Below are 23576 nucleotides of genomic sequence, written 5' to 3'. Positions count from 1 at the left end.
TGGCCATCTTTACGCTATAATCCCGCCCTTTAGCAGTTTCCCCCGCCCCTGGCGCGGACTCATTTTCCCAGGCGCCCGTCGCCTGCATGCAGACTTAAAGAGGCTAGACCCCTGTGGCATTGACGATTCTTGGCCTGTCCGGCGCCCTTAGCCATGATCCTTCCGCAGCCCTGTATATCGACGGCAAGCTGGTCGCGGCCGCTGAAGAAGAGCGCTTCGTGCGTGATAAGCACGCAAAGAACCGCATGCCCTACGAATCGGCGAAGTTCTGCCTGGAGCAGGCGGGTATCAAGCCATCCGACGTCGATGTCGTCGCGATTCCCTTCGCCCCGATCAGCTTGTTTGGCAAGGCCCGCTGGCACTACGCCAAGCGCTACTGGTATGCGCCGGACCGCGCCCTCGACGCGCTGTTGATGGGTAACCGCCGCTACAAGCGCTATCGCAACAAGATTGTCTGGTGCCTGGAGCAACTGGGCTTCGATCCGAAGAAAATCAAGATCGAACCGGTCGAGCACCACCTGGCCCACGCCTCCAGCGCTTACCACTGCTCCGGCTTCAAGGAGAAAACCGCGATCCTGGGGATCGACGGCAAGGGTGAGTACGCCACCACGTTCTTCGGCTACGGCGAGAACGGCAAGATCCACAAGATCAAGGAATTCTTCGATCCGGACTCCCTCGGCGGCCTGTACGGCGCGATTACCGAGTTCCTCGGTTTCGAAATGCTCGATGGCGAATTCAAGGTCATGGGCATGGCGCCTTATGGCGATGCCAGCAAGTACGATTTCTCGCGCCTGGCTTCGTTCGAAAATGGCGAACTGGTGATCAACACCGAATACGCCAACGTCATCGGCCTGCGTCGCTACAAGGAAAAGGGCAAGGGTTTCTACTTCTCGCCCAAGCTGATCGAGTGGCTGGGGCCCAAGCGCGAAGGCGATATCGCCGACGAGCCGTACATCCATTACGCGGCGAGCATGCAGGCGCTGTTCGAAAAGCTGGCCCTGCAGATGATCGACCACTACTTGGGCGATATCCTCAAGGAAACCGGCAAGATCGCCTTCGCCGGCGGCTGCGCGCTGAACGTCAAGCTGAACCAGAAGATCATTGCCCGTCCCGAGGTCAAGGAGCTGTTCGTCCAGCCGGCTTCCGGCGACGCCGGCACCGCGGTCGGTGCTGCGGCCTATGTGTCCCACGCACGCGGTGTGCCGGTGGAGAAGATGGAACACGTCTATCTCGGCCCGTCCTACAGCAACGAAGATGTGATCGCCGCCTGCGCCCGCCACCCGAGCGCGCCGAAATGGCGCCAGATCGACCGCATGCCCGAGCGCATTGCCCAGATCATGGTCGACGGCAATCCGGTGGCCTGGTTCCAGGGCCGCATGGAGTTCGGCCCGCGCGCCCTGGGTGGGCGCTCGATCATCGGCTGCCCAAGCAGCGCCGGCGTGGCTGACCGGATCAACGAGCAGATCAAGTTCCGCGAGCGCTGGAGGCCTTTCTGCCCGTCCATGCTCGACACGGTCGGTCCGCAGATGATCAAGGTCGATCATCCTGCGCCCTTTATGACCTTCACCTTCGAAGTGTCCGAGGAGTGGAAAACCCGTGTGCCGGAAGTGGTTCATGAAGATGGCACCTCGCGCGCCCAGGTGCTCAAGCGTGAATACAACCCGCGCTACTACGACATGATGAAGGCCCTGGAAGTGCTGACCGGCAACGGTGTGTCGCTCAATACGTCGTTGAACCGCCGTGGCGAACCGATGATCTGTTCCCCGACCGATGCCCTGAACATGTTCTTCGGTTCGGACCTGCAGTACCTGATCATGGAAGACATCTTGGTCGTCAAAGATGGCGCCAGCGATTATGCCGACCGCTGAGGTCCTGATCAGTGTTGTAGTACCGGCCTACAACTACGCGCACCTGCTGCCCAGGGCATTGGCGTCGGTGTTCTGCCAGTGGGCAGACGACATCGAGTTGATTGTGGTCAATGACGGCTCCACCGATGACACCCTGGCGGTGTTGTCGGGATTGCGCGAGCGTCATCCGCAACTGCAATTGATCGACCAGGCCAATGCCGGCGCCGCAGCGGCCCGCAACCAGGGTATTCGCCGTGCGTGCGGGCGCTATGTGTTGCTGCTCGATGCGGACGACGAGTTGTTGCCCAATGCATTGCAGGTCTTGCGTGGCGTGCTGCGGGACAATCCGGACGCCGGGTTGGTGCTGGGTGCGCAGATTTCAGTCGACCCCGATGGTCGCGAGCGTTTGCGCCTGCCCACGCCGGTCCCGGCCGCTAGCGCATATGAGCTGGCGCGTCGTTATCTGCTGCAAAAGCGTATTTCGATTTCCCATTGCTGCACTTTGTTCAGTCGGGAGCTGCTGTTGCAGCGGCCGTATCCAGAGCATTTGCGCACGGGCGAAGATATCGCGGTGTTCACCTATCTGTTGGTCAATGCCAAAGTCGCGGTGACGCCGGAGCCATTGGCGCGGATTCATAAACACGCCGACAGCTTGCGGCACAACCGCCATAACGAAGAAGAAGTGGCGCTGGGGATGGTGCGCGAGGTCTTTGCCAGCCTGCCAGCCGAGTGTCAGCCGCTGATCAAGCGATACACCGCCCAGCGTTATCTATCGCTGTTTCGTGCGGCGCTGCTGGGCGGGGATGTTCGCCAGGCGCGGCATTTCTACCTGACTGCCCTGGGCTTGAGCCCGTTGCAGGCAGTGCGTTGGACCTATTTACGCAAAGCGTTGCGTGTGCTGGTAAAAGCTTAGGATTTTGGTATGGGGATGGATTTCAAGATGGGATGGGCGGCAGTCGTTTCGAGAGTGGTCAATACGTATCCGGTACGATTGGCTTTCCTGGGTAGCCTGCTGCTGTCGCTGATCGCGATTGCGGGCGTGGTGACGGTGGCGCGTGATGCTGCGTTCTACCTGACCATCGCGCAACAGATCGCCGATCAGGGGCCTCAAGCGGCAAAGGCCTTCGACTGGCCCTGGTTCGCCTTTTTGTTGGCGGGTACCCATCGGGTTCTCCACCTGCCGATCGAACTGTGCGCTTATTTGTGGTGCACGCTTTTTCTGGCGGGTAGTTGCGCGTTGATGGTTGACTGCGTACGCCAGCGTACCCCGCAGGCGGCGGTCTGGGCCTGTCTGGTGGTGTTGGCCATGCCGGCGGTCAATGCTTATCGTAATGATATTCTGCGTGAGTTTGGCTTCTGGTTTTTCTGCGTGCTGACGCTTTGGCTGGCCCTACGCTGGCAGTCACGTGGCGGTTGGGTGCGTGCGGGCTTTATCCATCTGGCCATTTTGGGCGCGGCTTTTTTTCGCTTCGAAGCGTTAATGCTCCTGCCAGCGCTGGGGTTGTGGCAATTGCCGAACCTCTTTTCCCAGGAGCGTCGTCGACGGTTTTTAGAGTTTTCCCTGCTACCAGTCGTGGGCGGGGGGCTGTTGATTGTTGCACTGGCCGTTCATGGCGAGCTGTCGTCCAGTCGTATCGACTTCTTTGTGGCGATGATCAATCCTCAGCGCGTCTTTGCTTCGCTTCAGCAGTTATCCGAGCAGTTTGCCGGCACCCTGATCAACGATTATTCGAAGGGGCAGGCCGGGCAAATTGTGTTCTTCGGTATGTTGGCGACGGTTTTGATCTCGTTTGTAAAGCTGTTGGGGCCGTTCTCGGTGCCATTTCTCCATCGCTCCGGTTGGCAGAGCCTGCGGACCTACTGGGATGAGTACCGTCCTTTCGCCTGGGCGGCACTGCTGTATGTTGTGGTGCTGATGCTGTTCTTTATTCGAAACCAGTTCGTTATTTCGCGTTATATCAGCTTCCTTGATCTGCTGACCGTGCCACTTGTGGCGGTGGCGCTCAGCGTTTTCGCTGCCCGCTTTCCACGCCTGGGCAAGGCCCTGGTGGTGATCGGCGTGCTGGTGATGCTGTCCAATGTTGTCTCCACGGGCGCGCGCAAAACTCAATACATTGAGGCGGCACAGTGGGTCGAAGCCAACATCGACCCTAAGGCCGCAGTTTTCTACGAGGATGGGCGTGTCAGCTACTACGCGGGTCGAGGCTATGCTTCTTCGTTTCGAGCGCGTGAACGGGAAATGACGCCTGAGCGTGCTGGCGCCTATCGCTACTTCGTGATCGACGCTCGCAGTGACGAGCCCTGGCTTCAGGAGTGGCTGGCACGCAACAACAAACGCGTGCTGGCCGAGTTCGCCAATCGCAAGAAAGCCACTGTGCTGATCATCGGCGACTGATCACTGATTGAACAGTTGCCCCAGGCGCTCAACCAACTGCCCATTGCGGGCGGCGGGCTTGAGCCCCTGGCGATAGCCTTCCAGAAAGGTCGCGCCACGATCCTCGCCCAGCAGCCATTGGTGGTCGGTCTTGTAGCGCAGCAAGTGGTGGAAGTTGCGCAGTCGTTTGCCGCTGCTGAGTGCGCGGCGCTGGCAGCGCAGGTCGGCTATATCGATCAGCCCCAGCTCGCCTTGCGGCGTCAGGACGATATTGCCGAAGTGCAGGGAGCGAAAGTACACGCCTTGCTCGTGCAGTTGGGCGATAAACCGGCCCAACTGGACGCGCAGTGATTGCGCCGACTCTCCCGTGGCCTGGAGCTGGCGCACGGTTTCCCCGGGCAGTGGCGCGTAGTACACCCCATCGCGCTGGATACTGGGAATGCGATAGACCGCGATGATCTCGGGGCAGGGGATCGCACGCTGGCGCAGGGCCTGGCAGTTATCGGCGAAACGTTGGGCGTAGGGGTAGAACAGCGCAGAGCTGAGCAACCGCTTGCGGCGAAACAGCTTGAGCATGCGCCCATCGTGCAAACGCAGCACCTTGTCGCCGGAGCCGTCGGCTTCCAGCACGCTGGCGCCTTCGCGCAGTGCCATATAGGTGCTGTGATCAATCGCTTGCATGCTTACCCCCAAACAGAAGCCGTCCATATTAACCGACTTGGCCGGCGCTGGCCCCTGGTCAGCCCGGTTGGCGCAAAAGGGGGCTGTGATATCATTCGCGACTCCTCGATATATGCGGATTCCCATGAGCAGTCCTGAGCCTCGCGCCCAATCCACGCTGGCGATCTACTTTCGTCTGCTGACTTATGTAAAGCCGTACATCGGCCTGTTTCTATTGAGCATTCTCGGGTTTCTGATTTTTGCCTCGACCCAACCGATGCTGGCCTACATCCTCAAGTACTTCGTGGACGGCCTGGCCAATCCCGAGGCGAGCCTGTTCCCGGGCAACGCCTATCTGGGCCACCTGCAATTGCTGCAGGCGGTGCCACTGATGATCGTCGCCATCGCCGCGTGGCAGGGGGTCGGCTCCTTCCTGGGCAACTACTTCCTGGCGCGGGTATCACTGGGCCTGGTCCATGACCTGCGGGTGGTGCTGTTCAACAAACTGCTGGAGTTGCCGAACCGGTACTTTGACAAGACCAACTCCGGGCACCTGATCTCACGCATCACCTTTAACGTGACCATGGTCACGGGCGCCGCGACCGATGCCATTAAAGTGGTGATCCGCGAGGGCATGACCGTGGTCTTCCTGTTCTGCACCCTGTTGTGGATGAACTGGAAATTGACCCTGGTGATGCTCGCGATCCTGCCGATCATCGGGTTGATGGTCAGCAGCACCAGTCGAAAATTTCGCAAGCAGAGCAAGAAGATCCAGGTGTCCATGGGCGATGTGACCCATGTTGCCTCCGAAACCATTCATGGTTACCGGGTGGTGCGCAGCTTCGGTGGCGAGGCTTACGAGAAGCAGCGCTTCGAGCAGGCCAGCCAGAGCAATACCGATAAACAGCTGACTATGACCAAGACCGGTGCGGTCTACACGCCGACCTTGCAACTGGTGACCTACACCGCCATGGCGGTGGTGATGTTCCTGGTGCTGTTCCTGCGTGGAGACGCCTCGGCGGGTGATCTGGTGGCCTATATCACCATGGCGGGGTTGCTCCCCAAGCCAATCCGCCAGCTGTCGGAAGTCAGTTCGACCATTCAGAAAGGCGTCGCCGGCGCGGAGAGTATTTTCGAACAGCTCGATGAGGAGCCGGAAGTCGATAACGGCCGCGTGGAGCGCGATCGCGTCGAAGGTCGCCTGGAAGTACGTAACCTCAGCTACCAATACCCGGAAAGCGACAAGCAAGTCCTCAATGACATCAGCTTTGTCGTCGAGCCGGGCCAGATGGTGGCGTTGGTGGGCCGCTCTGGCAGTGGCAAGTCGACGCTAGCCAGCCTGATCCCACGTTTTTACCAGCATGAACAGGGCCAGATCCTGCTCGACGATGTCGAGATCCAGGATTTCACCCTGCGCAATCTGCGTCAGCATATCGCCTTGGTCACGCAGCAGGTCACGCTGTTCAACGACACCGTCGCCAACAATATTGCCTACGGCGACCTGGCCGGTTCGCCTGCCGAGGAAGTTCGTCGGGCTGCGCGCGAAGCCTATGCCGATGAATTCATCGTCAAGATGCCTCAGGGCTACGACACCATGGTCGGTGAGAACGGTGTGCTGCTGTCCGGGGGCCAGCGCCAGCGCCTGGCGATTGCCCGGGCCCTGCTCAAGGATGCGCCGTTGCTGATTCTCGATGAGGCGACTTCGGCACTCGATACCGAGTCGGAGCGGCATATCCAGGCTGCGTTGGACCATGTGGTCAAGGACCGGACAACCATCGTGATTGCCCATCGACTGACCACCATCGAGAAGGCCGATATGATTCTGGTGATGGACGAAGGGCGGATTGTCGAGCGTGGCAGCCATCTCGAACTCCTGGCGCAGAATGGCTATTACACCCGTCTGCACGCCAAGGAACTCGAAGATGATGCCGGTGGTTCGGCGTCATGCTGAGTCACTGGCGCACCTGGCGCGAGCGCGGCTGGAACGAGATCGATGCACAGGCGTACGAGCGCGCCTGGCACGAATTCGGTGGCAGCTTCGCCACGCATCCCCAGGTGGTCGAGCGCCTGTCGGGGTTTGTCGGTATTCCTGTGCGCTACCTCGGCTGGCAGGTCGAGGGCCGGATCGTGGCGGCCGTGCCGTGCTGGGGGCGCTTTCTGGCGCTGTCCAAGGACGCGCTGAAGCGTGAGGGTAAACGCGGGCTGCTGGATATGGGCAATGCGGAAATCATTCTGCCTATCGCCCCCGAGGTCCAGGTGCCGGTGCGCCAGCGCATGGCCTATGTGTCCGAGCTCAATAAAACCCAGATCAGTACCCTGCGCGAACAGCCCCAGGGGCTCGCGCTGGCCCGGGCGCCCGAGGATTACTCGAAGAAGTTTCGTTATAACCAACGCCGTGAACTGCGCCTGCTGGAAGAGGCGGGTGGCACGCTGCAGCCGATGCAGGCGCTGTCGGTTGCCGAACAGGTGGCGGCCTACAGCGATCTGTTCCAGCGGCGCTGGGGGTTCGAGGTGCCGGGCAAGGCCGGTCTGATGGAAGTCTTCGGGCTGCTGCGCGAATTCATGACCGGCTCGGTGGTGATGCTCGAGTCGGCGCCGGTGGCGATCCAGATCCTGTACTGGGTCGAGGCGCCCCAGTGGATCTCGCTGGAGTACATCAATGGCGGGGTCGACCCGCAAAGCCGTGATTTCAGCCCGGGCAGCGTGCTCAGCTTCGTCAATACCCAGCAGGCCTGGGAGCAGGCGCGGGCGTTGGGCAAGCCGCTGCGCTACTCGTTCGGGCGGGCCGATCGCGAATACAAGGATCGCTGGTGCCATACGGTACCGGTCTATCAGGTCTGAGCCCATGAGTGCACGTAAGCAGCAACTCCTCAAGGCCCACCGACGCAGTAAGCGCCTGTTCCTGCTGGTGGCGCTGGTGCTGTTGGCGCTGGTGGGTGTGTTGCTGGCCTGGTGGCTGGTGCCCCTGCTGCTGGTGCTGGGCTGGGTCGCCCACGAGGCCTGGTTTGCCGATCACCTGTTCTACGATCCGGGCAATGACTACCGCTACGCTTTCCCACAGGGCACGGCCCGCCAGTCGGTCGCGCTGACGGCAGGTCGCGTGCAACTGAGCGAGGCGCTGGCCACGGGCGAGACGCTGATCCTTGAAGTCGAGCTGCGTGCCACCTGGCTGGGCCGCTGGCTGGATCCACGGGTGTTGATGGGTGCAGACCGCCAGGATTTCGAGCGCGGTGTAGCCGGGCGGCGCTATCTCAACCTGTCCGGGCAGCAGGCCGCGCTGGCCGACGGCACGCTCGGGGTGTCCGGGCAATATTGTCGGCTGGCCACGACCGCGACCCTGCATGTCATGAGCAATCCGGACTACGCCCAGCAGCGGCTGATGGTGCTAGCGCCCCATGCGGACGATGCGGAACTGGCGGCGTTCGGTCTGTACAGTCGCAGCCGCGAGACCAGTATCGTGACCTTGACCCAGGGCGAGATCGAGGCCGAGGCGTTCCAGGCGCTGGGTCTGGACCCGCAACAGGCGGCCACCCTCAAGGGGCGCCTGCGCAGTTGGGACAGCCTGGCCATTCCGTTGTGGGGCGGCGTGGCGCCTGCGCGTTGCGTGCAGTTGGGTTACTACTGCCTGCAGTTGCCGTCCATGGCCGAGGCGCCCTCGACGGCCTTTGGCTCGCGCGAGTCGGGTGAAAGTGATATCCGCAGTGTGCGTCGCAATAATTCGTTACCGTTGCCTGCGGATGTGGACGGACTACCGCACTGGAATAATTTGCTGGCCGATCTGGTGGCGCTGCTTGAGCACTTCGAGCCCGACGTAGTGGTCACGCCCCATCCGGAGCTGGACCCTCATTCGGATCATGTCGCCAGCACCCGGGCGCTGTTCGAGGCCATTGCGCTCAGCCGATGGAAGCCGCGCACGGCGTTGCTGTATGCCAACCACCTGCATGACAACGACCGCTGGCCCATGGGCCCGGCCGGCGCGGGCATTGCCCTGCCGCCGGCCATCGAGGCGCTCCCGCCGGACAGGCTCTGGAGCCCGCTGCTGGACGCTTCGACGCAACTCGACAAGGCCATGGCCCTGGCCATGGAGCATGATCTGCAAGGGCGCCCACCCTTCAAGCGGCGCGCCCGGCGCTGGATCCAGGCCGTACTGGCGGGACGGCGCTGGACCGCGGCGGGTGACAACGAATTTTTCCGCAAGGCGGTCCGGCGTCACGAGATTTTCTGGGTTCGCGAGCTTTCGGATTGAGGCAGTCAGCTCTCGACCCTGTGCTAATATCGCGCCCCTGTTCATTTTGTATGTGGGTTGCACCATGAAGTTGTCCATGCCGCGATTCGATCAAGCCCCTGTCTTGGTGGTCGGCGATGTCATGCTCGACCGTTACTGGCATGGTGGTACCTCACGGATTTCTCCCGAGGCACCGGTGCCGGTGGTCAAGGTCGAGCAAATCGAGGATCGCCCGGGCGGTGCCGCCAACGTTGCCCTGAATATCGCCGCCCTGGGCGCACCGGCCTCGCTGGTCGGGGTGACGGGCGACGACGAGGCCGCCGATAGCCTGGCCAACAGCCTGCAAGGTGCCGGTGTCCGGGCGCTGTTCCAGCGTATCGCCCATCAGCCGACCATCGTCAAGCTGCGAGTCATGAGCCGTCACCAGCAACTGCTGCGTATCGACTTCGAAGAACCCTTCGCCACGGATTCACTGGCCCTGGGCGCTGAGGTCGATGGCCTGCTCGAGGGGATCAAGGTGCTGGTCCTGTCCGACTATGGAAAGGGCGCACTGAAAAACCACCAGATGTTGATCCAGGCGGCTCGCGATCGGGGTATCCCGGTCCTGGCCGATCCCAAGGGCAAGGATTTTTCCATCTACCGTGGCGCGAGCCTGATTACCCCGAATCTCAGCGAGTTCGAAGCCATTGTCGGCGGTTGCGCCGACGAGGCCGATCTGGTGGCCAAGGGCGCCAAGCTGATGCACGACCTGGAACTGGGCGCCTTGCTGGTGACCCGTGGCGAGCATGGTATGACCCTGCTGCGCCCGGAACACCCGGCCCTGCATTTGCCGGCTCGCGCTCGCGAGGTCTTCGATGTAACCGGTGCGGGCGATACGGTGATTTCGACCCTTGCCGCAGCCATTGCTGCCGGTGAAGACCTGCCCCACGCGGTGGCGCTGGCCAACCTGGCTGCTGGCATTGTGGTCGGCAAGCTCGGTACGGCGGCGATCAGCGCGCCGGAACTGCGTCGGGCGATCCAGCGCGAGGAAGGTTCCGAGCGCGGCGTACTGGGGCTCGAACAGTTGCTGCTGGCCGTGGACGATGCCCGGGCGCACAACGAGAAGATCGTCTTTACCAATGGCTGCTTCGATATCCTCCATGCCGGCCATGTGACCTATCTGGAGCAGGCGCGCGCCCAGGGCGATCGGCTGATCGTGGCGGTCAATGACGATGCCTCGGTCAGTCGCCTGAAAGGCCCTGGCCGACCGATCAACAGTGTCGACCGGCGCATGGCGGTCCTGGCTGGCCTCGGGGCGGTGGACTGGGTGATCAGCTTTGCCGAAGGCACTCCGGAAAACCTGCTGGCCCAGGTCAAGCCGGATGTGTTGGTCAAGGGCGGCGACTATGGCATCGACCAGGTGGTTGGCGCCGATATCGTCAAGGCTTATGGCGGCACCGTGAAGGTGCTGGGGCTGGTGGAAAACAGCTCGACCACGGCCATCGTCGAAAAAATCCGCAAAAACTGAGTGCGCCAGGCGCGTCGGTGTCCGATCCCCAGGGGGCGGACAGCGGCGCGTTTTTGTTTACTGGCCCGGCACCATCCTGCGCAGCAATTGGCGCGCCTTGCCGGTCAGGCGCTTGAGTTTCGAGTCCGGCTTGGGCTGCTCCAGGCCCTGCTGGCGTAGCCAGTCCTTCCAGCGAATCCGCTCTTCATGTACCAGCCAGCCATCCTGGCGTGCAAAGCTCTCCGCCAGGTGCAGGCCACGGGTACTGGCCGGATGCAGGCGATCCTTTTTCAAGGTGTAGAGTTCGGCACACGGCTGCCCCTCCTTGAGCGGCATCAAGTACAGGTCGGGACGGCTGCGATTGAGCCGGGCGACCAGTTGCTGGCCTTCCAGGCGTTCATCGACATGGAACAGGCTCAGTGACTTGGCTTCCTTGGGGACTTGCAGGCGCAGGTCGTAGATCAGTTGCAGTGAGGCCGTGGGCAGGTGCACATAGGCGCGAGGGCGTTCGAGTAGTTGCTGGCTGCCGCAGCGCACGGGCAGCGCGGCCCCGGACAACGGGCTCAGGCGAAAGGGCAGGGCTTCGCGGTAATGCAGGGCGGCCGCATAGGGCGCCGGTAGCCAGGTGTCGTTGAAGCGTCCGCTGAGCCAGCCTTCTGGCGTCTCCAGCAGGCACTCCTCGGCCACTTCCTGGATGGCGGTGTGCAGCGGCAGGTTGATTTCATGGGCCGGTACATAGCCGGAGATCAGCTTGAGTACCACATCACCACGGTCCTGTCGGCGCTGGCGAACCAGGACCCAGTAATCGCGACCTTGCCAGTTCAGGGTCAGGCGTACGGACACCCCAAGATTGGCCAGTTCGACGGCGAAGCGCTCGCTGTCGGCCGTGGTCACGGGCTTGCGTTTTTGCAGGGTCTGGGAAAAATTCAGTGGCATGCCGATGCCCTGATAGTTCAGCCCCTCGGGCGTGGCTTCGACAAACAGTGGCAGGGTCTTGAAGTCACTGGGGTTCTTTCTGATCAGCGTGCGCGGCATGTCGGCTCCTTCTTGCGTCGGGGTCGGGGATCACTGCTGGCGGATGACCTGGGCAACGGTCGCCACATTGTGGGCGAGGTGCAGCGGATTGATGGTGCCGACAATGGCACTGGCGACACCAGGCTGGCCAAAGAGTAGCTCGAAACTGGCGCGTACCGGATCGACGCCGGGTGCCAGGCACACATGGCCGCTGGCCAGGGCCTTTTTCACCAGGATGGCCTTGCCGTGTTCGGCGGCATAGTCAATGACCGCCCGCTCGCCCTGTTCGTTCAGATTGTAGGTCACCATGGCGCAGTCTCCCTGTTCCAGCGCCTTGAGGCCGCCCTCGACAGTCTTGCCGGAAAAGCCGAAGGCGCGGATCTTGCCTTCGCGCTTGAGGGCAGCCAGGGTCGGATAGACCTCGCTGTCTTCGAGGATCGCCAGGTCGTTGCCGTCGGAATGCACCAGCACGAGGTCGATAAAGTCGGTTTCCAGGCGCTGCAGGCTACGCTCCACCGACAGGCGTGTGTGGCGGGCGCTGAAGTCATGGCGCGAGAGACCGTTGTCGAACTCTTCGCCGACCTTGCTGACAATCACCCAATCCTGGCGCTGGCCACGCAGCAACGGGCCAAGACGCTCTTCGCTGCGGCCATAGGCCGGGGCGGTGTCGATCAGGTTGATGCCCAGGTCGCGGCTGAGCTTGAGCAGCCGGCGGGTGTCGTCGTCATCGGGGATCTGGAAGCCGCTGGGGTACTTCACGCCCTGGTCGCGGCCCAGTTTGACCGTGCCCAGGCCCAGTGGCGAAACCGTCAGGCCGGTGTTGCCCAGAGGGCGATGGAGTGCGTGCAGGGTCGGTACGCTCATGGCAGCAATTGCTCCCAGGCAGTTTGCGCGAGGGGCGGCCTGGGTAGTGCGGGCAGGGGCTGGGTGGTGCTCGGGACAATGCCGTCGTGCTTGAAGGCGGTGAGCACGCGGTCGGCAAAGTCTGGCGCCAAGGCCAGCTTGGTCGGCCAACCCACCAGCAGGCGGCCCTGGTCGGCGAGGAAGGCATTGTCCGGGCGAACCAGGCCCGACTGCGCCGGTTCGGCCCGCTCGACCCGCAAGGTGGCCCACTGTGCCTGGCTCAGGTCGACCCAGGGCAATAGCTTGCCCAGTTCCTGTTGGGCCGCCGCGATCTGCGCTGCGGGCTCGCGGGCAACGCCTTCGGCTTCGGCGATATCGCCGCCCAGGTACCAGACCCACTGGCCATCGGCGGCCGGGTGGGTGGTGATGGTAATCCGTGGCTTGGGCCCGCCGCCGAGGCAGTGGGCATAGAGCGGCTTCAGGCTCGGTCCCTTGACCAGCACCATATGCAGGGGGCGGGTCTGCATGGCCGGCTGGCTCAAGCCGAGGGTTTCGAGCAGTTGGGCATTGCCGGCGCCGGCGCTGAAAACGATGCGCTGGGCACGGATCTCGCGGCCATCGACCCTGAGGCCGACCAGCTCTTCGTTCTCCTGCAGGGGTTCGATCTGCTGCCCTGCCAGCAGGCTGTCGCCGGCCAGTTCAGCCAGGCGGGCAATCAGGCTGGGCACATCGACCACCAGTTCGGCCAGGCGATAGACTTTGCCCTTGAAGCGAGGATCCTGCAGGGCGGGTGGTAATTGGTCGCCCTTGACCTGGTCGACCCGGCCGCGCACGGCCTTGCTGGCGAAGAAGCTGGTGAGATTGCCGGCCAGGGTGCCGGGCGACCACAAGTAGTGGGCCTCGGACAGCAGGCGTACGCCACGCAGATCCAGCTCGCCGTTGCCGGCCAGGGCTTCACGCCAGCGGCGGGGCATATCGGCAATGGCTTCCGAAGCGCCGGTCAGGGCGCCATGCAACGCATACTTGGCGCCGCCGTGGATGATGCCCTGGGATTTCACGCTTTGCCCGCCACCGAGGCTGGTGCTTTCTACCAGCACCGTCGAAAACCCCTGATCGCGCAGGCGCGCATTGAGCCAGAGCCCGGCCACACCGGCGCCGATAATCAGAACATCGGTGGAAAGAGCGGATGGCATGGGGCGACCTCGAAAGACAAGACAAGGCGCAAGTATACGGCCGGCGGTCGAAGGCCGCAGCTACAAGCGGCCCTCTGCGTGCCGCGAGCAGGTGCCGATCAGTGGCCTGCGGTCTTGGAGAACAGTTGGATCACGACCACGCCGAGCACGATCAGCCCCATGCCGAGCATGGCCGGGATGTCGAGTTTTTGACCGTAGATAAACAGCGCGGCAATGCTGACCATCACGATGCCCATGCCCGCCCAGACCGCATAGGCCACGCCGACCGGGACCGTGCGCACGACCAGGGTCAGCATCCAGAACGCCGTGCCGTAGCCCAAGACGATCAATAGCAGGGGAATGGGTGTGCTCAGGCCTTTCATGGCTTTCATGGAAACGGTGGCGATGACTTCGGCGCAGATCGCGATGGCCAGGTAGTAGTAAGCATTCATGGGGTCAGTCTCATGGTTGGCCTGTTGGGGATGGGCGGCATTCTAGGGCTTCGACAGATGGGGTAAAGTCATTACCTATCTGGAATCAAGATGGGTTGCGCCATGAATGTGCAGTGGAACCTGGAACAACTGCGGCTCTTTGTCAGTGTTGCCGAGCAGCGTTCGTTTTCGGCGGTCGCTCGTGCGCAGCGTAAGGCTCAGTCGGCGGTCAGCAGTGCGATCGCGTTGCTGGAGGACGACCTGGGCGTCACCTTGTTCGAGCGTAGCAGTGGCCGTCAGCCGCGCTTGACCGAAGCCGGCCAGGCCTTGCTCGATGAAGCCCGCGAAGTATTGCGCCAGTGCGAGCGCCTGAGTGGCCGGGCGCTGGCGCTGATGCGCGGGCAGGAAGCGCGGCTGCGCCTGGCCCAGGATGAGGCCATGCCCTACCAGCCGGTGCTTGATAGCCTGGAGGCACTGGCCGAGCGCTTCCCCAGTGTTGAAGTGCAACTGGCCAGTGGTGCCCAGGGCGATGTGGCTCGCAAGCTGGTGGAGCGCAGGGCCGACCTGGGGCTGCTGTTTCGCCATGAGCAGATGCCGGCAGCCCTGGAGCGCCGCGCCCTGGGCAGTGTCGAAATGGTTACAGTTTGTGCGATTGGCCATCCGCTGGCGCGCGAGACGCGAATCACCCACCAGCACCTCGCACGGCACCGCCAGTTGCTGATCTCCCCGCAGTTGAGCGGTTACCCCGGCGGGGAGCCCATCAGCCCGCAGGTCTGGCGTGCCGACAGCTTTTACGTGATGGCCGAGTTGTTGATGCGCGGGCTGGGCTGGGCCTGGTTGCCCCGGCATGTGGTGCAGTACCCGGCCTATCAGGGCCAGATGGTCGAACTGGTCAGCGAATGGACGCCGCCAGCGTTGGTGGTTGAGCTGGTCTGGCGCCGCGACGAACCACTGGGGCCGGCGGCAAGCTGGTTGGCAGAGCGTTTTGCCGAGCATTTGCAGGCGATTGGTTGAAAACACAGTAAACTCCGGCGCCATGAATAGAACCCTCTACACCTTGCTGTTTCATCTCGGGCTGCCGTTGGTGGCATTGCGTTTGTGGCTGCGTGCGCGCAAGGCCCCGGCCTATGGCCAGCGGATCGGCGAGCGCTTTGCGTTCGGCCTGCCGGTGTTGCAACCCGGCGGGATCTGGGTGCACGCGGTGTCGGTCGGCGAAAGCATTGCCGCAGCGCCGATGATTCGCGCCCTGCTGGTGCGTTATCCACAATGGCCGATCACCGTGACCTGCATGACCCCGACCGGCTCGGAGCGGATCAGGGCGTTGTTCGCCGACGAACCGCGGGTCCAGCATTGCTACCTGCCTTATGACCTGCCCTGGGCGGCGGCGCGCTTTCTCGACCATGTACAGCCCAAGCTGGCGGTGATCATGGAAACCGAACTGTGGCCCAACCATATCCACCAATGTGCCCGGCGCGCGATTCCGGTGGCCCTGGCCAATGCGCGGTTGTCGCAGCGTTCGGCTCGTGGTTATGCGCGCTTTGCCCGCCTGACCCGGCCGATGCTTCAGGAAATGAGCTTGTTCGCGGTGCAGACCGAAGCCGAAGCCGAGCGGTTCCGCCAGTTGGGCGCGCGCCCGGAGACGGTCCAGGTGACGGGCTCGATCAAGTTCGACCTGACCATCGATCCCCAATTGCTACAGCGGGCGGCTGAACTGCGTGAGCAGTGGCATGCCGGCGAGCGACCGGTCTGGATCGCCGCCAGTACCCATGAAGGCGAGGACGCGGTGGTGCTGGCCGCCCATCGTCAGTTGCTGGCCTGTTATCCGAGTGCCTTGCTGATCCTGGTGCCGCGCCATCCCGAGCGGTTCAACGCAGTCTTCGAACTCTGTACCCAGCAGGGGTTTGCCACGGTGCGCCGCTCCAGTGGCGCGGCTGTGACTGCCGAGGCTTCGGTGCTACTGGGTGACACCATGGGTGAGTTGCTGTTTCTCTATGCCCTGGCCGACAGCGCTTTTGTCGGCGGCAGCCTGGTGCCCAATGGTGGGCACAATCTGCTGGAGCCGGCGGCCCTGGCCAAGCCGGTCTTGAGTGGGCCGCACCTGTTCAACTTCCTTGAAATCGCTGCGTTGATGCGCGAGGCGGGAGCGTTGCAGGAGGTGGAGGATGCCGAAGGCCTGGCCCTGGCGGTACAGCGCCTGTTCGAACTGCCGCGTGATGCGCAGAAGATGGCCGAAGCCGGCCTGAAGGTGATGCAGGCCAACCAGGGCGCCTTGCAGCGCCTGCTCGATGGCCTGGCTCGCTTATTGAGCTAAGCCCGCGCCATACCGGTAGCGGTCGACGCGAGCCGGGAGCAGAGACTACGGCCGGGTCTTGAGCTGGTTCTGCGCGGCCTTGGCCAGGTCCGGTGGCAGGAAGTCCTTGTCCGGGTTGTAGTCGGCCTTCAGGTAGCGCGCCAGATCGTTCAAGTCACCCGGGTTCAGGGTTCCGGCCGCCTGCTTGAGGCGCAGGTTGTCGAGGATGTAGTCGTAGCGCGTGTTGTTGTAGTCACGCACCGAGGTGTACAGCTGGCGCTGGGCATCGAGCACGTCGACGATATTGCGCGTACCGACCTGATAGCCGATTTCCGTCGCTTCCAGTGCGCTCTGGTTGGAAATGATCGATTGCTTGCGCGCCTGCACCTGCTCGACATCGGTGTTGACCGCGCGATGCAGGTTGCGGGTGTTTTCCACCACCTGGCGGCGCAGTGCCTCGCGACGCTGTTCGGTCTGGCTCAGGCGCGAGTACGACTCACGGACCTGGGAGCTGGTCAGGCCGCCGCTGAACAATGGGATATTCAACTGCAGGCCAATCGTGCGCTGCTCCACGTCGCCGGCGTAGGGCTGGGGCAGGGTGCTGGGGTTGGTCAGGCCGAATGCATCGTTGTCCCCCTTCTTGTATTGCGCTATGGCATCCAGGGTCGGGGCGTGGCCGGATTTGCGCTGCTTGAGGGTTTCCTCGGCGGCACTGACCGCGTAGTTGCTGGCCAGCAGGTTGAGGTTCTGCTGGGCGGCGGTATCGACCCAGGCCTTGGCGTCATTCGGCGTCGGCGCCAGGACCGGCAGGGTATGAACGATGCCCTGGATCGCGTTGTACTGGCGGTTGGTCAGCGTGATCAGGGCTTCGAAGGCATCGTCGACCCGGCGCTGGGCAACGATCCGGTTGGCCCGGGCGGTGTCGTAGCTGGCCTGGGATTGCAGGACGTCGGTCTTGTCCGACAGGCCCACGTCGAAGCGTTCGTTGGACTGGTCCAGCTGGCGCTTGAAGGCGGCTTCCTCGGCCTTGGTCGAGGCCAGGGTGTCCTGGGCGCGCAGCACCGCAAAATAGCTTTCGGCGCTTTGCAGGATCAGGTTCTGTTCGGTGGCCGAAAGCTCCAGCGCCGCCTGCTCGTTGACGGCTTCGGCGGCCTGCAGTTGGAACCAGCGATCTGCGCGGAAAATCGGCTGGGCGAGGGTCGCCTGGTACACCGTGCCGCTGCGGTTGGTGGTCAACGACGGCTGGTCGATGGACGTGCGGGTGTTGTTCAGGTCGGCACCCGCCGACAGGTTGGGCAGCAGCCCGGCGCGGGCCTGGGGGACCACTTCCTTGCGGGCCGCGTAGTCGGCGCGGGCGGCGGCGATGTCAGCATTGTTGTCGACGGCCTCCTGATAAACGCTGACCAGGTCGGTCTTGGTCGATAAGGGCGCTTCTGCTGCCCAGGCCAATCCATTGGTCGCACAAGACACGGCGAGGGCCAGTGAGAGTTTGCGCAGCATTAGGCAGTCCCTAGAGTAAATATTACGATGATAATTAAAGGCCCGAGGCTACTAATCGGTATCGCTAGCGTCAAGTCGTAGCGAGTGTAGTTGTCACGCCGGGTCGTCACAATCTGCAGATCGGCCATTTATCCAGACAAAGTCGAGGGTGATGGCATTCTCCACGCGTCTTCACTAGACTGGCGCAGTTCTTGTCGGGGTGCCTTGATTTGAGGCTGAGATCGGATAATTCCGGATCCCGTTGAACCTGATCAGGTTAGCGCCTGCGTAGGGAACAAGATTTCTCGTCACCCGGCGAGTCCTCTTGTGCTCCGTCCGGGATGTTGTTCGACAATCGAACAGCCTTCGCGAGTACAGAGCACAGCACCAGCCTTGGTGCGTCCGTGCCTTTCAGGTTCTCCCTCCGACAATCCACTGCCTGGATGCTGCTTGGAGAGCCCGTGATGAGTACAACATTAAAAAATGCCCCGCACCTGAGTGAATCGGCCAAGGTCGACGAACGATCGGTTCAGCCCTTTACCCGCTCGCAAAAAATCTATGTCCAGGGTTCGCGCCCGGATATCCGCGTGCCCATGCGCGAAATCAGCCTGGACGTCACGCCGACCGACTTTGGTGGCGAAATCAACGCGCCGGTGCTGGTCTATGACACCTCCGGTCCATACACCGACCCTGCCGTCACCATCGATGTGCGCAAGGGCCTGGGCGATGTGCGCTCCGCCTGGATCAACGACCGCGGCGACACCGAGCGCCTGGCCGGCCTGAGCTCCAATTTCGGCCAGCAACGCCTGGCTGACGCAGAACTGACCAAGCTGCGTTTCGCCCACGTCAACAACCCTCGCCGGGCCAAGGCCGGGGCCAACGTCAGCCAGATGCACTATGCCCGCCAGGGCATCATCACCGCCGAGATGGAGTACGTGGCCATCCGCGAGAACCTCAAGCTGCAGGAAGCCCGGGCCGCCGGCCTGCTCAAGCAGCAGCATCCGGGCCACAGCTTTGGCGCCAGCATCCCCAAGGAAATCACCGCCGAGTTCGTGCGCGAAGAAATCGCCCGCGGCCGCGCGATCATTCCGGCCAACATCAACCACGTCGAGCTGGAGCCGATGATTATCGGCCGCAACTTCCTGGTGAAGATCAACGGCAATATCGGCAACAGCGCCCTGGGTTCGTCCATCGAAGAAGAAGTGGCCAAGTTGACCTGGGGCATTCGCTGGGGCTCGGACACGGTGATGGACCTGTCCACCGGCAAGCATATCCATGAAACCCGCGAGTGGATCATCCGTAACTCGCCGGTGCCTATCGGTACCGTACCGATCTACCAGGCCCTGGAAAAAGTCGGCGGCGTGGCCGAGGACCTGACCTGGGAGCTGTTCCGCGACACCCTGATTGAGCAGGCCGAACAGGGCGTGGATTACTTCACCATCCACGCCGGAGTCCTGCTGCGCTATGTGCCGATGACCGCCAAGCGGGTCACCGGGATCGTCAGCCGGGGCGGCTCGATCATGGCCAAGTGGTGCCTGGCGCATCACCAGGAAAACTTCCTCTACACCCACTTCGAAGACATCTGCGAAATCATGAAGGCCTATGACGTCAGCTTCTCGCTGGGTGATGGCCTGCGTCCCGGCTCGATTGCCGATGCCAACGACGAAGCGCAGTTCGGTGAGCTGGAAACCCTGGGCGAGCTGACCAAGATCGCCTGGAAGCATGACGTGCAATGCATGATCGAAGGCCCCGGCCATGTGCCAATGCAGTTGATCAAGGAGAACATGGACAAGCAGCTGGAGTGCTGCGACGAGGCGCCGTTCTACACCCTGGGCCCGCTGACCACCGATATCGCCCCGGGCTATGACCACATCACCTCCGGGATCGGTGCGGCCATGATCGGCTGGTTCGGTTGCGCCATGCTCTGCTACGTCACACCCAAGGAACACCTGGGTTTGCCGAACAAGGATGATGTGAAGACCGGCATCATCACCTACAAGATCGCCGCCCACGCGGCCGACCTGGCCAAGGGGCATCCGGGCGCGCAGATCCGCGACAACGCCTTGAGCAAGGCACGCTTCGAATTCCGTTGGGAAGACCAGTTCAACCTGGGCCTGGACCCGGACACTGCCCGTTCCTACCACGATGAGACACTGCCCAAGGATTCGGCCAAGGTCGCGCATTTCTGCTCCATGTGCGGGCCGAAATTCTGCTCGATGAAGATCACCCAGGAAGTCCGCGAGTACGCCGCCAACCAGCGCATCGCCGCCGTTGATGTCGAAGTGGCCGAAGGGATGCGCGAGCAGTCCGAGCGGTTCCGCCAGGAAGGCAGCCAGCTGTACAAAAAGATCTGATCGACGGCGTGCGGGCGAGTCCTCTTTTTAAGGGGGCTTGCCCGCGCCAATGCTCGCTCGCCAGTCCATTTCCTTCCGAGACTTCATCCTTGAACAGCACCTACTCCCCCGATCTCGCTGTACCCGCCGACAAGCGGGTTTTTGGTGCGCGTGATCTGTTTTCCCTGTGGTTTTCCCTCGGCATCGGCCTGATGGTCCTGCAGACCGGCGCCTTGCTCGCGCCAGGCCTGGGGCTGGTCGGTTCATTGCTGGCGATCTTCCTTGGCACGGCGGTGGGTGTATTGCTGCTGGCCGCAGTGGGGGTGATCGGTAGTGATACCGGCCTGTCGGCCATGGCGGCCTTGAAACTCAGCCTCGGTCGACATGGCGCGAGCCTGCCGGCGGTGCTCAATCTGCTGCAACTGATTGGCTGGGGTTCATTCGAGATTATTGTGATGCGCGATGCGGCCAGCCTGCTGGGTGCGCGTGCGTTTGGCGAGGGCGGGCCATTTGCCAACCCCTTGCTCTGGACGCTGGCCTTCGGTGCGCTGGCAACCTTGCTGGCGGTGAGCGGCCCGCTGACGTTTGTACGGCGGATCCTGCGCAAATGGGGCATCTGGTTGCTACTGGGGGCCTGTCTCTGGCTGACCTGGAACCTGTTTGCCCGCGCCGATCTGGCGGCGCTCTGGGCCCAGGCCGGCGATGGTTCGATGCCGCTGGCGGTGGGCTTTGATATCGCTATTGCCATGCCGTTGTCCTGGTTGCCGCTGATTGCCGACTATTCGCGGTTCGGCAAGCGCGCCCGCGCGGTGTTCGGCGGCACGGCCCTGGGCTTCTTTATCGGCAATTTCTGGCTGATGAGCCTGGGGGTGGCCTATACGCTGGCGTTTGCGCCGAGCGGTGATGTCAACGCTCTGTTGTTGGCGTTGGCGGGGGCGGGCCTGGGGATTCCGCTGCTGTTGATCCTGCTCGACGAATCGGAGAATGCTTTTGCCGATATTCATTCGGCGGCAGTTTCCACCAGCCTGCTGTCAGGCTTGAAGGTCGAGCACCTGGCCTTGGCCATTGGGGTGATCTGCACGCTGATCGCCTGCTTTGCGCCGTTGGCCCAGTATCAGAATTTCTTGCTGCTGATCGGCTCGGTGTTCGCGCCGCTGTTCGGTGTGGTGCTGGTGGACCACTTTATCCTGCGTCGGCGCAGGGCTCCGGCCGAGCCCGGTGCCTTGCGCTGGCCGGCGCTGTTGGCCTGGTTGGGAGGCGTCAGTACCTACCATCTGCTGGCCAACTTCTACCCTGAAGTGGGGGCCACCCTGCCAGCGTTGGCGCTGGCAGGCCTGTTGCAACTGCTGCTGGGTCGGGCCTTCAGCTACGGCCGGGAAACAGTTCGGGCCTGATGATGCCGTTCAGGCGTGGATAAGGGATTTTCAGTTCGACGTGACCCAGGGCGTAAGGCGCAATGGTGTACACGTCGTACTTGAGGATCACCCCGCCGTAGGTCAGGGCGACGTGGGGCGTTTTCTGGAAGGGCCAGTTCTTCACGTAGTCCGGTTCCTGGTCGAGCTTGGTGCTGATCAGCCAGCTATTGTGCGCGACCTGGGCGGCCTTCCAGAACGCTTCTTCCTGGCCGGGCACAAGCATGTCCTGCAGCTCCAGGACTTTGTCGTCTTTACGTGAGTAGTTGATAAAGCCGCGTCCGGGCATGCCGTGGGCACCGCCGGTGTCCAGGTAACTGGATAGTTCGACGATCACCAGGCCGTCATGCTGCTCGCGTACCTTGGCTTGCAGGTAGCTGCTGTTACGGCGCTCGGCGGTTTGCAGAAAGTGCTCGCGATAGGCCGCCAGCGAGGCGGGCAGGGGATCTTCGGGGGTGAAGCGGGTCATTTGCAGCAGGCGTTTTTCGACGATTGCATCCAGCTTTGGCGCGTCGGGGAAGTGCACCACATCGAGATTGACCAGTGGGCAGTCGGGGGCGCTGCACCCCGGCTTGATCTGCTCGGAGGCATCGCGGGTGGTTTGCAGCGGGACCCGCAGGTTGGGTTGGAACAGGCTCTGGCAAGCGCCGAGCGTCAAGGCCAGGCAGGCCACGGCGGTGAGTTTGAAAAGCGACATGTGCGTCCTTCATTGACCGAAAGAAAAGCCAGGGGGTCGAGCTTCGACTGTCGGCAGCGCAGTCGGTTCGCCACTAAGCTGATTAGAGTGGTTTTCAGGCCCCGCCGTCTATCCCGGCAGCGGTAAATGGGCTGCATCATAGGCCAACGGCACGTTAGGATGGCGCGAACTTGCAGTGCTGCCCGTACGAGGATTGATATGACCGACCGCCCCCACGCCCTTCCGACCGTTGTCGACATCGTTCGGCGTGAAAACTGCTTCCAGGGCTTCTACCGCCTGGATCGAGTGCATTTGCGCCACGAGCTGTTCGCGGGCGGCATGGGCCGGGAAATCAGCCGCGAGCTGTTTGTGCGCCACGATGCAGTCTGTGTCCTGCCCTATGACGCGGTGCATGATGAAGTGGTGTTGCTGGAGCAGTTTCGCGTTGGCGCCCTGGGCAAGGCCGCCACGCCCTGGCTGATCGAGATGGTCGCCGGTCTGATCGACAGGGACGAAGAGCCGCAAGCAGTTGCTCATCGCGAGGCACAGGAGGAAGCTGGCCTGAAACTCGCTGCCCTGTGGCCGATTACCCGGTATTTTCCATCGCCGGGAGGCAGTGACGAATTTGTTCATCTGTTCCTGGGGCGCTGCCAGACGACGGGTGTGGGTGGCCTGCACGGGCTGGAAGCGGAAGGCGAGGATATTCGCGTGTCAGTCTGGGCCTTCGAGGATGCCTTGCAGGCCGTGCGTGACGGACGTATTGCCAATGCGGCAACGATTATTGCCATCCAGTGGCTGGCACTGAACCGCGCTGAAGTGAGGGGGCTATGGGCGTAAACCTGCTGCGCGATCGCTATCGGGTTGACCTGGCTGGCCTGCAGGCCGCCTGCGAGGCCAACTACGCGCGCCTGATGCGGTTGTTGCCGCAGATGCGTGAGCAGCGTAGCGCCCGGCGTATCGCCGTGACCCAGGGCGACCAGATGCTCGGGGTGCTGGCCATTGAGGTGCTGGTGGATTGTCCGTACACCACCACCTTGCTGGTCCGCCAGGAGCACAGCCTGCCTTGGCTGCCGGTGCCGCAGTTGCAGGTGCAGGTCTACCATGATGCACGGATGGCCGAAGTGATCTGCGCCGAGCATGCCCGGCGTTTTCGCAGTATCTACCCGTATCCGAATGCCGCCATGCACCAGCCTGACGAGAAGGCCCAGCTCAATGTGTTCCTGGGCGAATGGCTGAGCCATTGCCTGGCCTGCGGGCATGAGTTCGAAGCCGTCCGCTGATCGCGATTGTGTGAACACAGTGTCTGCTTTGGCGGGGTTACGCTTTTGCGATTC

At 62.6% G+C, this 23576-nt stretch carries 20 protein-coding genes and 1 riboswitch; of the genes, 13 read left to right on the top strand and 7 right to left on the bottom strand.

Annotation, left to right across the window (positions count from 1 at the left end; translation table 11 throughout):
* Positions 1 to 113 precede the first annotated feature (113 nt).
* The 3 genes from NPS46_RS12285 to NPS46_RS12275 are packed head-to-tail and all read left to right on the top strand — an operon-like array spanning position 114 to position 4242.
* Complete coding sequence (locus tag NPS46_RS12285; protein WP_274107462.1) at positions 114 to 1868, top strand: carbamoyltransferase family protein; 1755 nt, start codon at positions 114 to 116, stop codon at positions 1866 to 1868.
* Positions 1855 to 2760: a glycosyltransferase family 2 protein gene (locus NPS46_RS12280; protein WP_274107460.1), complete on the top strand. Its 906-nt coding sequence runs from the start codon at positions 1855 to 1857 to the stop codon at positions 2758 to 2760. The genes NPS46_RS12285 and NPS46_RS12280 overlap by 14 nt, the downstream gene beginning before the upstream one ends.
* Positions 2761 to 2769: 9 nt before the next feature.
* Entirely contained in the window at positions 2770 to 4242 is a 1473-nt protein-coding gene (locus tag NPS46_RS12275; protein WP_274107458.1) for a hypothetical protein, read from the top strand.
* Here the strand turns inward: NPS46_RS12275 and NPS46_RS12270 are convergent, their stop codons facing one another.
* Positions 4243 to 4902, bottom strand: a complete 660-nt coding sequence (locus NPS46_RS12270) for a lipopolysaccharide kinase InaA family protein (RefSeq protein ID WP_274107456.1) — start codon at positions 4900 to 4902, stop codon at positions 4243 to 4245.
* A 124-nt stretch (positions 4903 to 5026) separates the two neighbouring features.
* On the opposite strand from NPS46_RS12270, the gene msbA reads away from it, so the two are divergent.
* The 4 genes from msbA (at position 5027) to hldE (ending at position 10613) form a co-directional block, all read left to right on the top strand.
* Entirely contained in the window at positions 5027 to 6832 is a 1806-nt protein-coding gene (msbA, locus tag NPS46_RS12265) for a lipid A export permease/ATP-binding protein MsbA (RefSeq protein ID WP_274107454.1), read from the top strand.
* Positions 6826 to 7722: a GNAT family N-acetyltransferase gene (locus tag NPS46_RS12260; protein ID WP_274107452.1), complete on the top strand. Its 897-nt coding sequence runs from the start codon at positions 6826 to 6828 to the stop codon at positions 7720 to 7722. Before msbA ends, NPS46_RS12260 begins: the two co-directional genes overlap by 7 nt.
* Before the next feature lie 4 nt (positions 7723 to 7726).
* The gene (locus NPS46_RS12255) at positions 7727 to 9127 is read left to right on the top strand and encodes a PIG-L deacetylase family protein (RefSeq protein ID WP_274107450.1); all 1401 of its coding nucleotides are present in this window, start codon (positions 7727 to 7729) and stop codon (positions 9125 to 9127) included.
* 64 nt (positions 9128 to 9191) lie between these two features.
* A complete protein-coding gene (gene hldE, locus NPS46_RS12250; protein ID WP_274107448.1) occupies positions 9192 to 10613 on the top strand; it encodes a bifunctional D-glycero-beta-D-manno-heptose-7-phosphate kinase/D-glycero-beta-D-manno-heptose 1-phosphate adenylyltransferase HldE in 1422 nt (473 codons plus the stop codon).
* 57 nt (positions 10614 to 10670) lie between these two features.
* Here the strand turns inward: hldE and NPS46_RS12245 are convergent, their stop codons facing one another.
* The 4 genes from NPS46_RS12245 to NPS46_RS12230 all read right to left on the bottom strand — a co-directional run bounded on the left by NPS46_RS12245 (position 10671) and on the right by NPS46_RS12230 (position 14073).
* Positions 10671 to 11627: a metal ABC transporter ATPase gene (locus NPS46_RS12245; protein ID WP_274107446.1), complete on the bottom strand. Its 957-nt coding sequence runs from the start codon at positions 11625 to 11627 to the stop codon at positions 10671 to 10673.
* Between the two features lie 30 nt (positions 11628 to 11657).
* A complete protein-coding gene (locus tag NPS46_RS12240; RefSeq protein ID WP_274107444.1) occupies positions 11658 to 12470 on the bottom strand; it encodes an aldo/keto reductase in 813 nt (270 codons plus the stop codon).
* Positions 12467 to 13642, bottom strand: coding sequence for an NAD(P)/FAD-dependent oxidoreductase (locus NPS46_RS12235; RefSeq protein WP_274107442.1), 1176 nt, complete (start codon positions 13640 to 13642; stop codon positions 12467 to 12469). Before NPS46_RS12235 ends, NPS46_RS12240 begins: the two co-directional genes overlap by 4 nt.
* Positions 13643 to 13740: 98 nt before the next feature.
* A complete protein-coding gene (locus NPS46_RS12230; protein ID WP_274107440.1) occupies positions 13741 to 14073 on the bottom strand; it encodes a DMT family transporter in 333 nt (110 codons plus the stop codon).
* Between the two features lie 108 nt (positions 14074 to 14181).
* On the opposite strand from NPS46_RS12230, the gene NPS46_RS12225 reads away from it, so the two are divergent.
* Positions 14182 to 15066, top strand: coding sequence for a LysR family transcriptional regulator (locus tag NPS46_RS12225; protein WP_274108065.1), 885 nt, complete (start codon positions 14182 to 14184; stop codon positions 15064 to 15066).
* 22 nt (positions 15067 to 15088) lie between these two features.
* Positions 15089 to 16363, top strand: a complete 1275-nt coding sequence (gene waaA / locus NPS46_RS12220) for a lipid IV(A) 3-deoxy-D-manno-octulosonic acid transferase (RefSeq protein ID WP_274107438.1) — start codon at positions 15089 to 15091, stop codon at positions 16361 to 16363.
* A gap of 45 nt (positions 16364 to 16408) precedes the next feature.
* Here the strand turns inward: waaA and NPS46_RS12215 are convergent, their stop codons facing one another.
* Positions 16409 to 17842, bottom strand: a complete 1434-nt coding sequence (locus NPS46_RS12215; protein WP_274107436.1) for a TolC family outer membrane protein — start codon at positions 17840 to 17842, stop codon at positions 16409 to 16411.
* Between the two features lie 185 nt (positions 17843 to 18027).
* Positions 18028 to 18133: riboswitch (TPP riboswitch) on the top strand.
* A 152-nt stretch (positions 18134 to 18285) separates the two neighbouring features.
* On the opposite strand from NPS46_RS12215, the gene thiC reads away from it, so the two are divergent.
* Positions 18286 to 20175 (top strand): phosphomethylpyrimidine synthase ThiC, encoded by a 1890-nt coding sequence (gene thiC, locus NPS46_RS12210; protein WP_274107434.1) that lies wholly within the window; start codon positions 18286 to 18288, stop codon positions 20173 to 20175.
* An 89-nt stretch (positions 20176 to 20264) separates the two neighbouring features.
* A complete protein-coding gene (gene cytX / locus NPS46_RS12205; protein WP_274107432.1) occupies positions 20265 to 21548 on the top strand; it encodes a putative hydroxymethylpyrimidine transporter CytX in 1284 nt (427 codons plus the stop codon).
* Here cytX and NPS46_RS12200 read toward each other — a convergent pair.
* Positions 21517 to 22263, bottom strand: a complete 747-nt coding sequence (locus NPS46_RS12200) for an RsiV family protein (protein ID WP_274107431.1) — start codon at positions 22261 to 22263, stop codon at positions 21517 to 21519. The genes cytX and NPS46_RS12200 overlap by 32 nt on opposite strands.
* Before the next feature lie 198 nt (positions 22264 to 22461).
* Between NPS46_RS12200 and NPS46_RS12195 the strand changes: the two genes are divergently transcribed.
* Entirely contained in the window at positions 22462 to 23079 is a 618-nt protein-coding gene (locus NPS46_RS12195) for an NUDIX domain-containing protein (RefSeq protein WP_274107429.1), read from the top strand.
* Positions 23070 to 23522 carry a DUF1249 domain-containing protein gene (locus NPS46_RS12190; protein ID WP_274107427.1) on the top strand — a complete coding sequence of 151 codons (453 nt, stop codon included), beginning with the start codon at positions 23070 to 23072 and terminating at the stop codon, positions 23520 to 23522. Before NPS46_RS12195 ends, NPS46_RS12190 begins: the two co-directional genes overlap by 10 nt.
* Positions 23523 to 23576: the final 54 nt, after the last annotated feature.

Origin of the sequence: Pseudomonas putida (genome assembly GCF_028682395.1) — a bacterium.
GTDB lineage: Bacteria > Pseudomonadota > Gammaproteobacteria > Pseudomonadales > Pseudomonadaceae > Aquipseudomonas > Aquipseudomonas putida_AB.
This window is presented reverse-complemented; position numbering and strand designations above follow the sequence as displayed.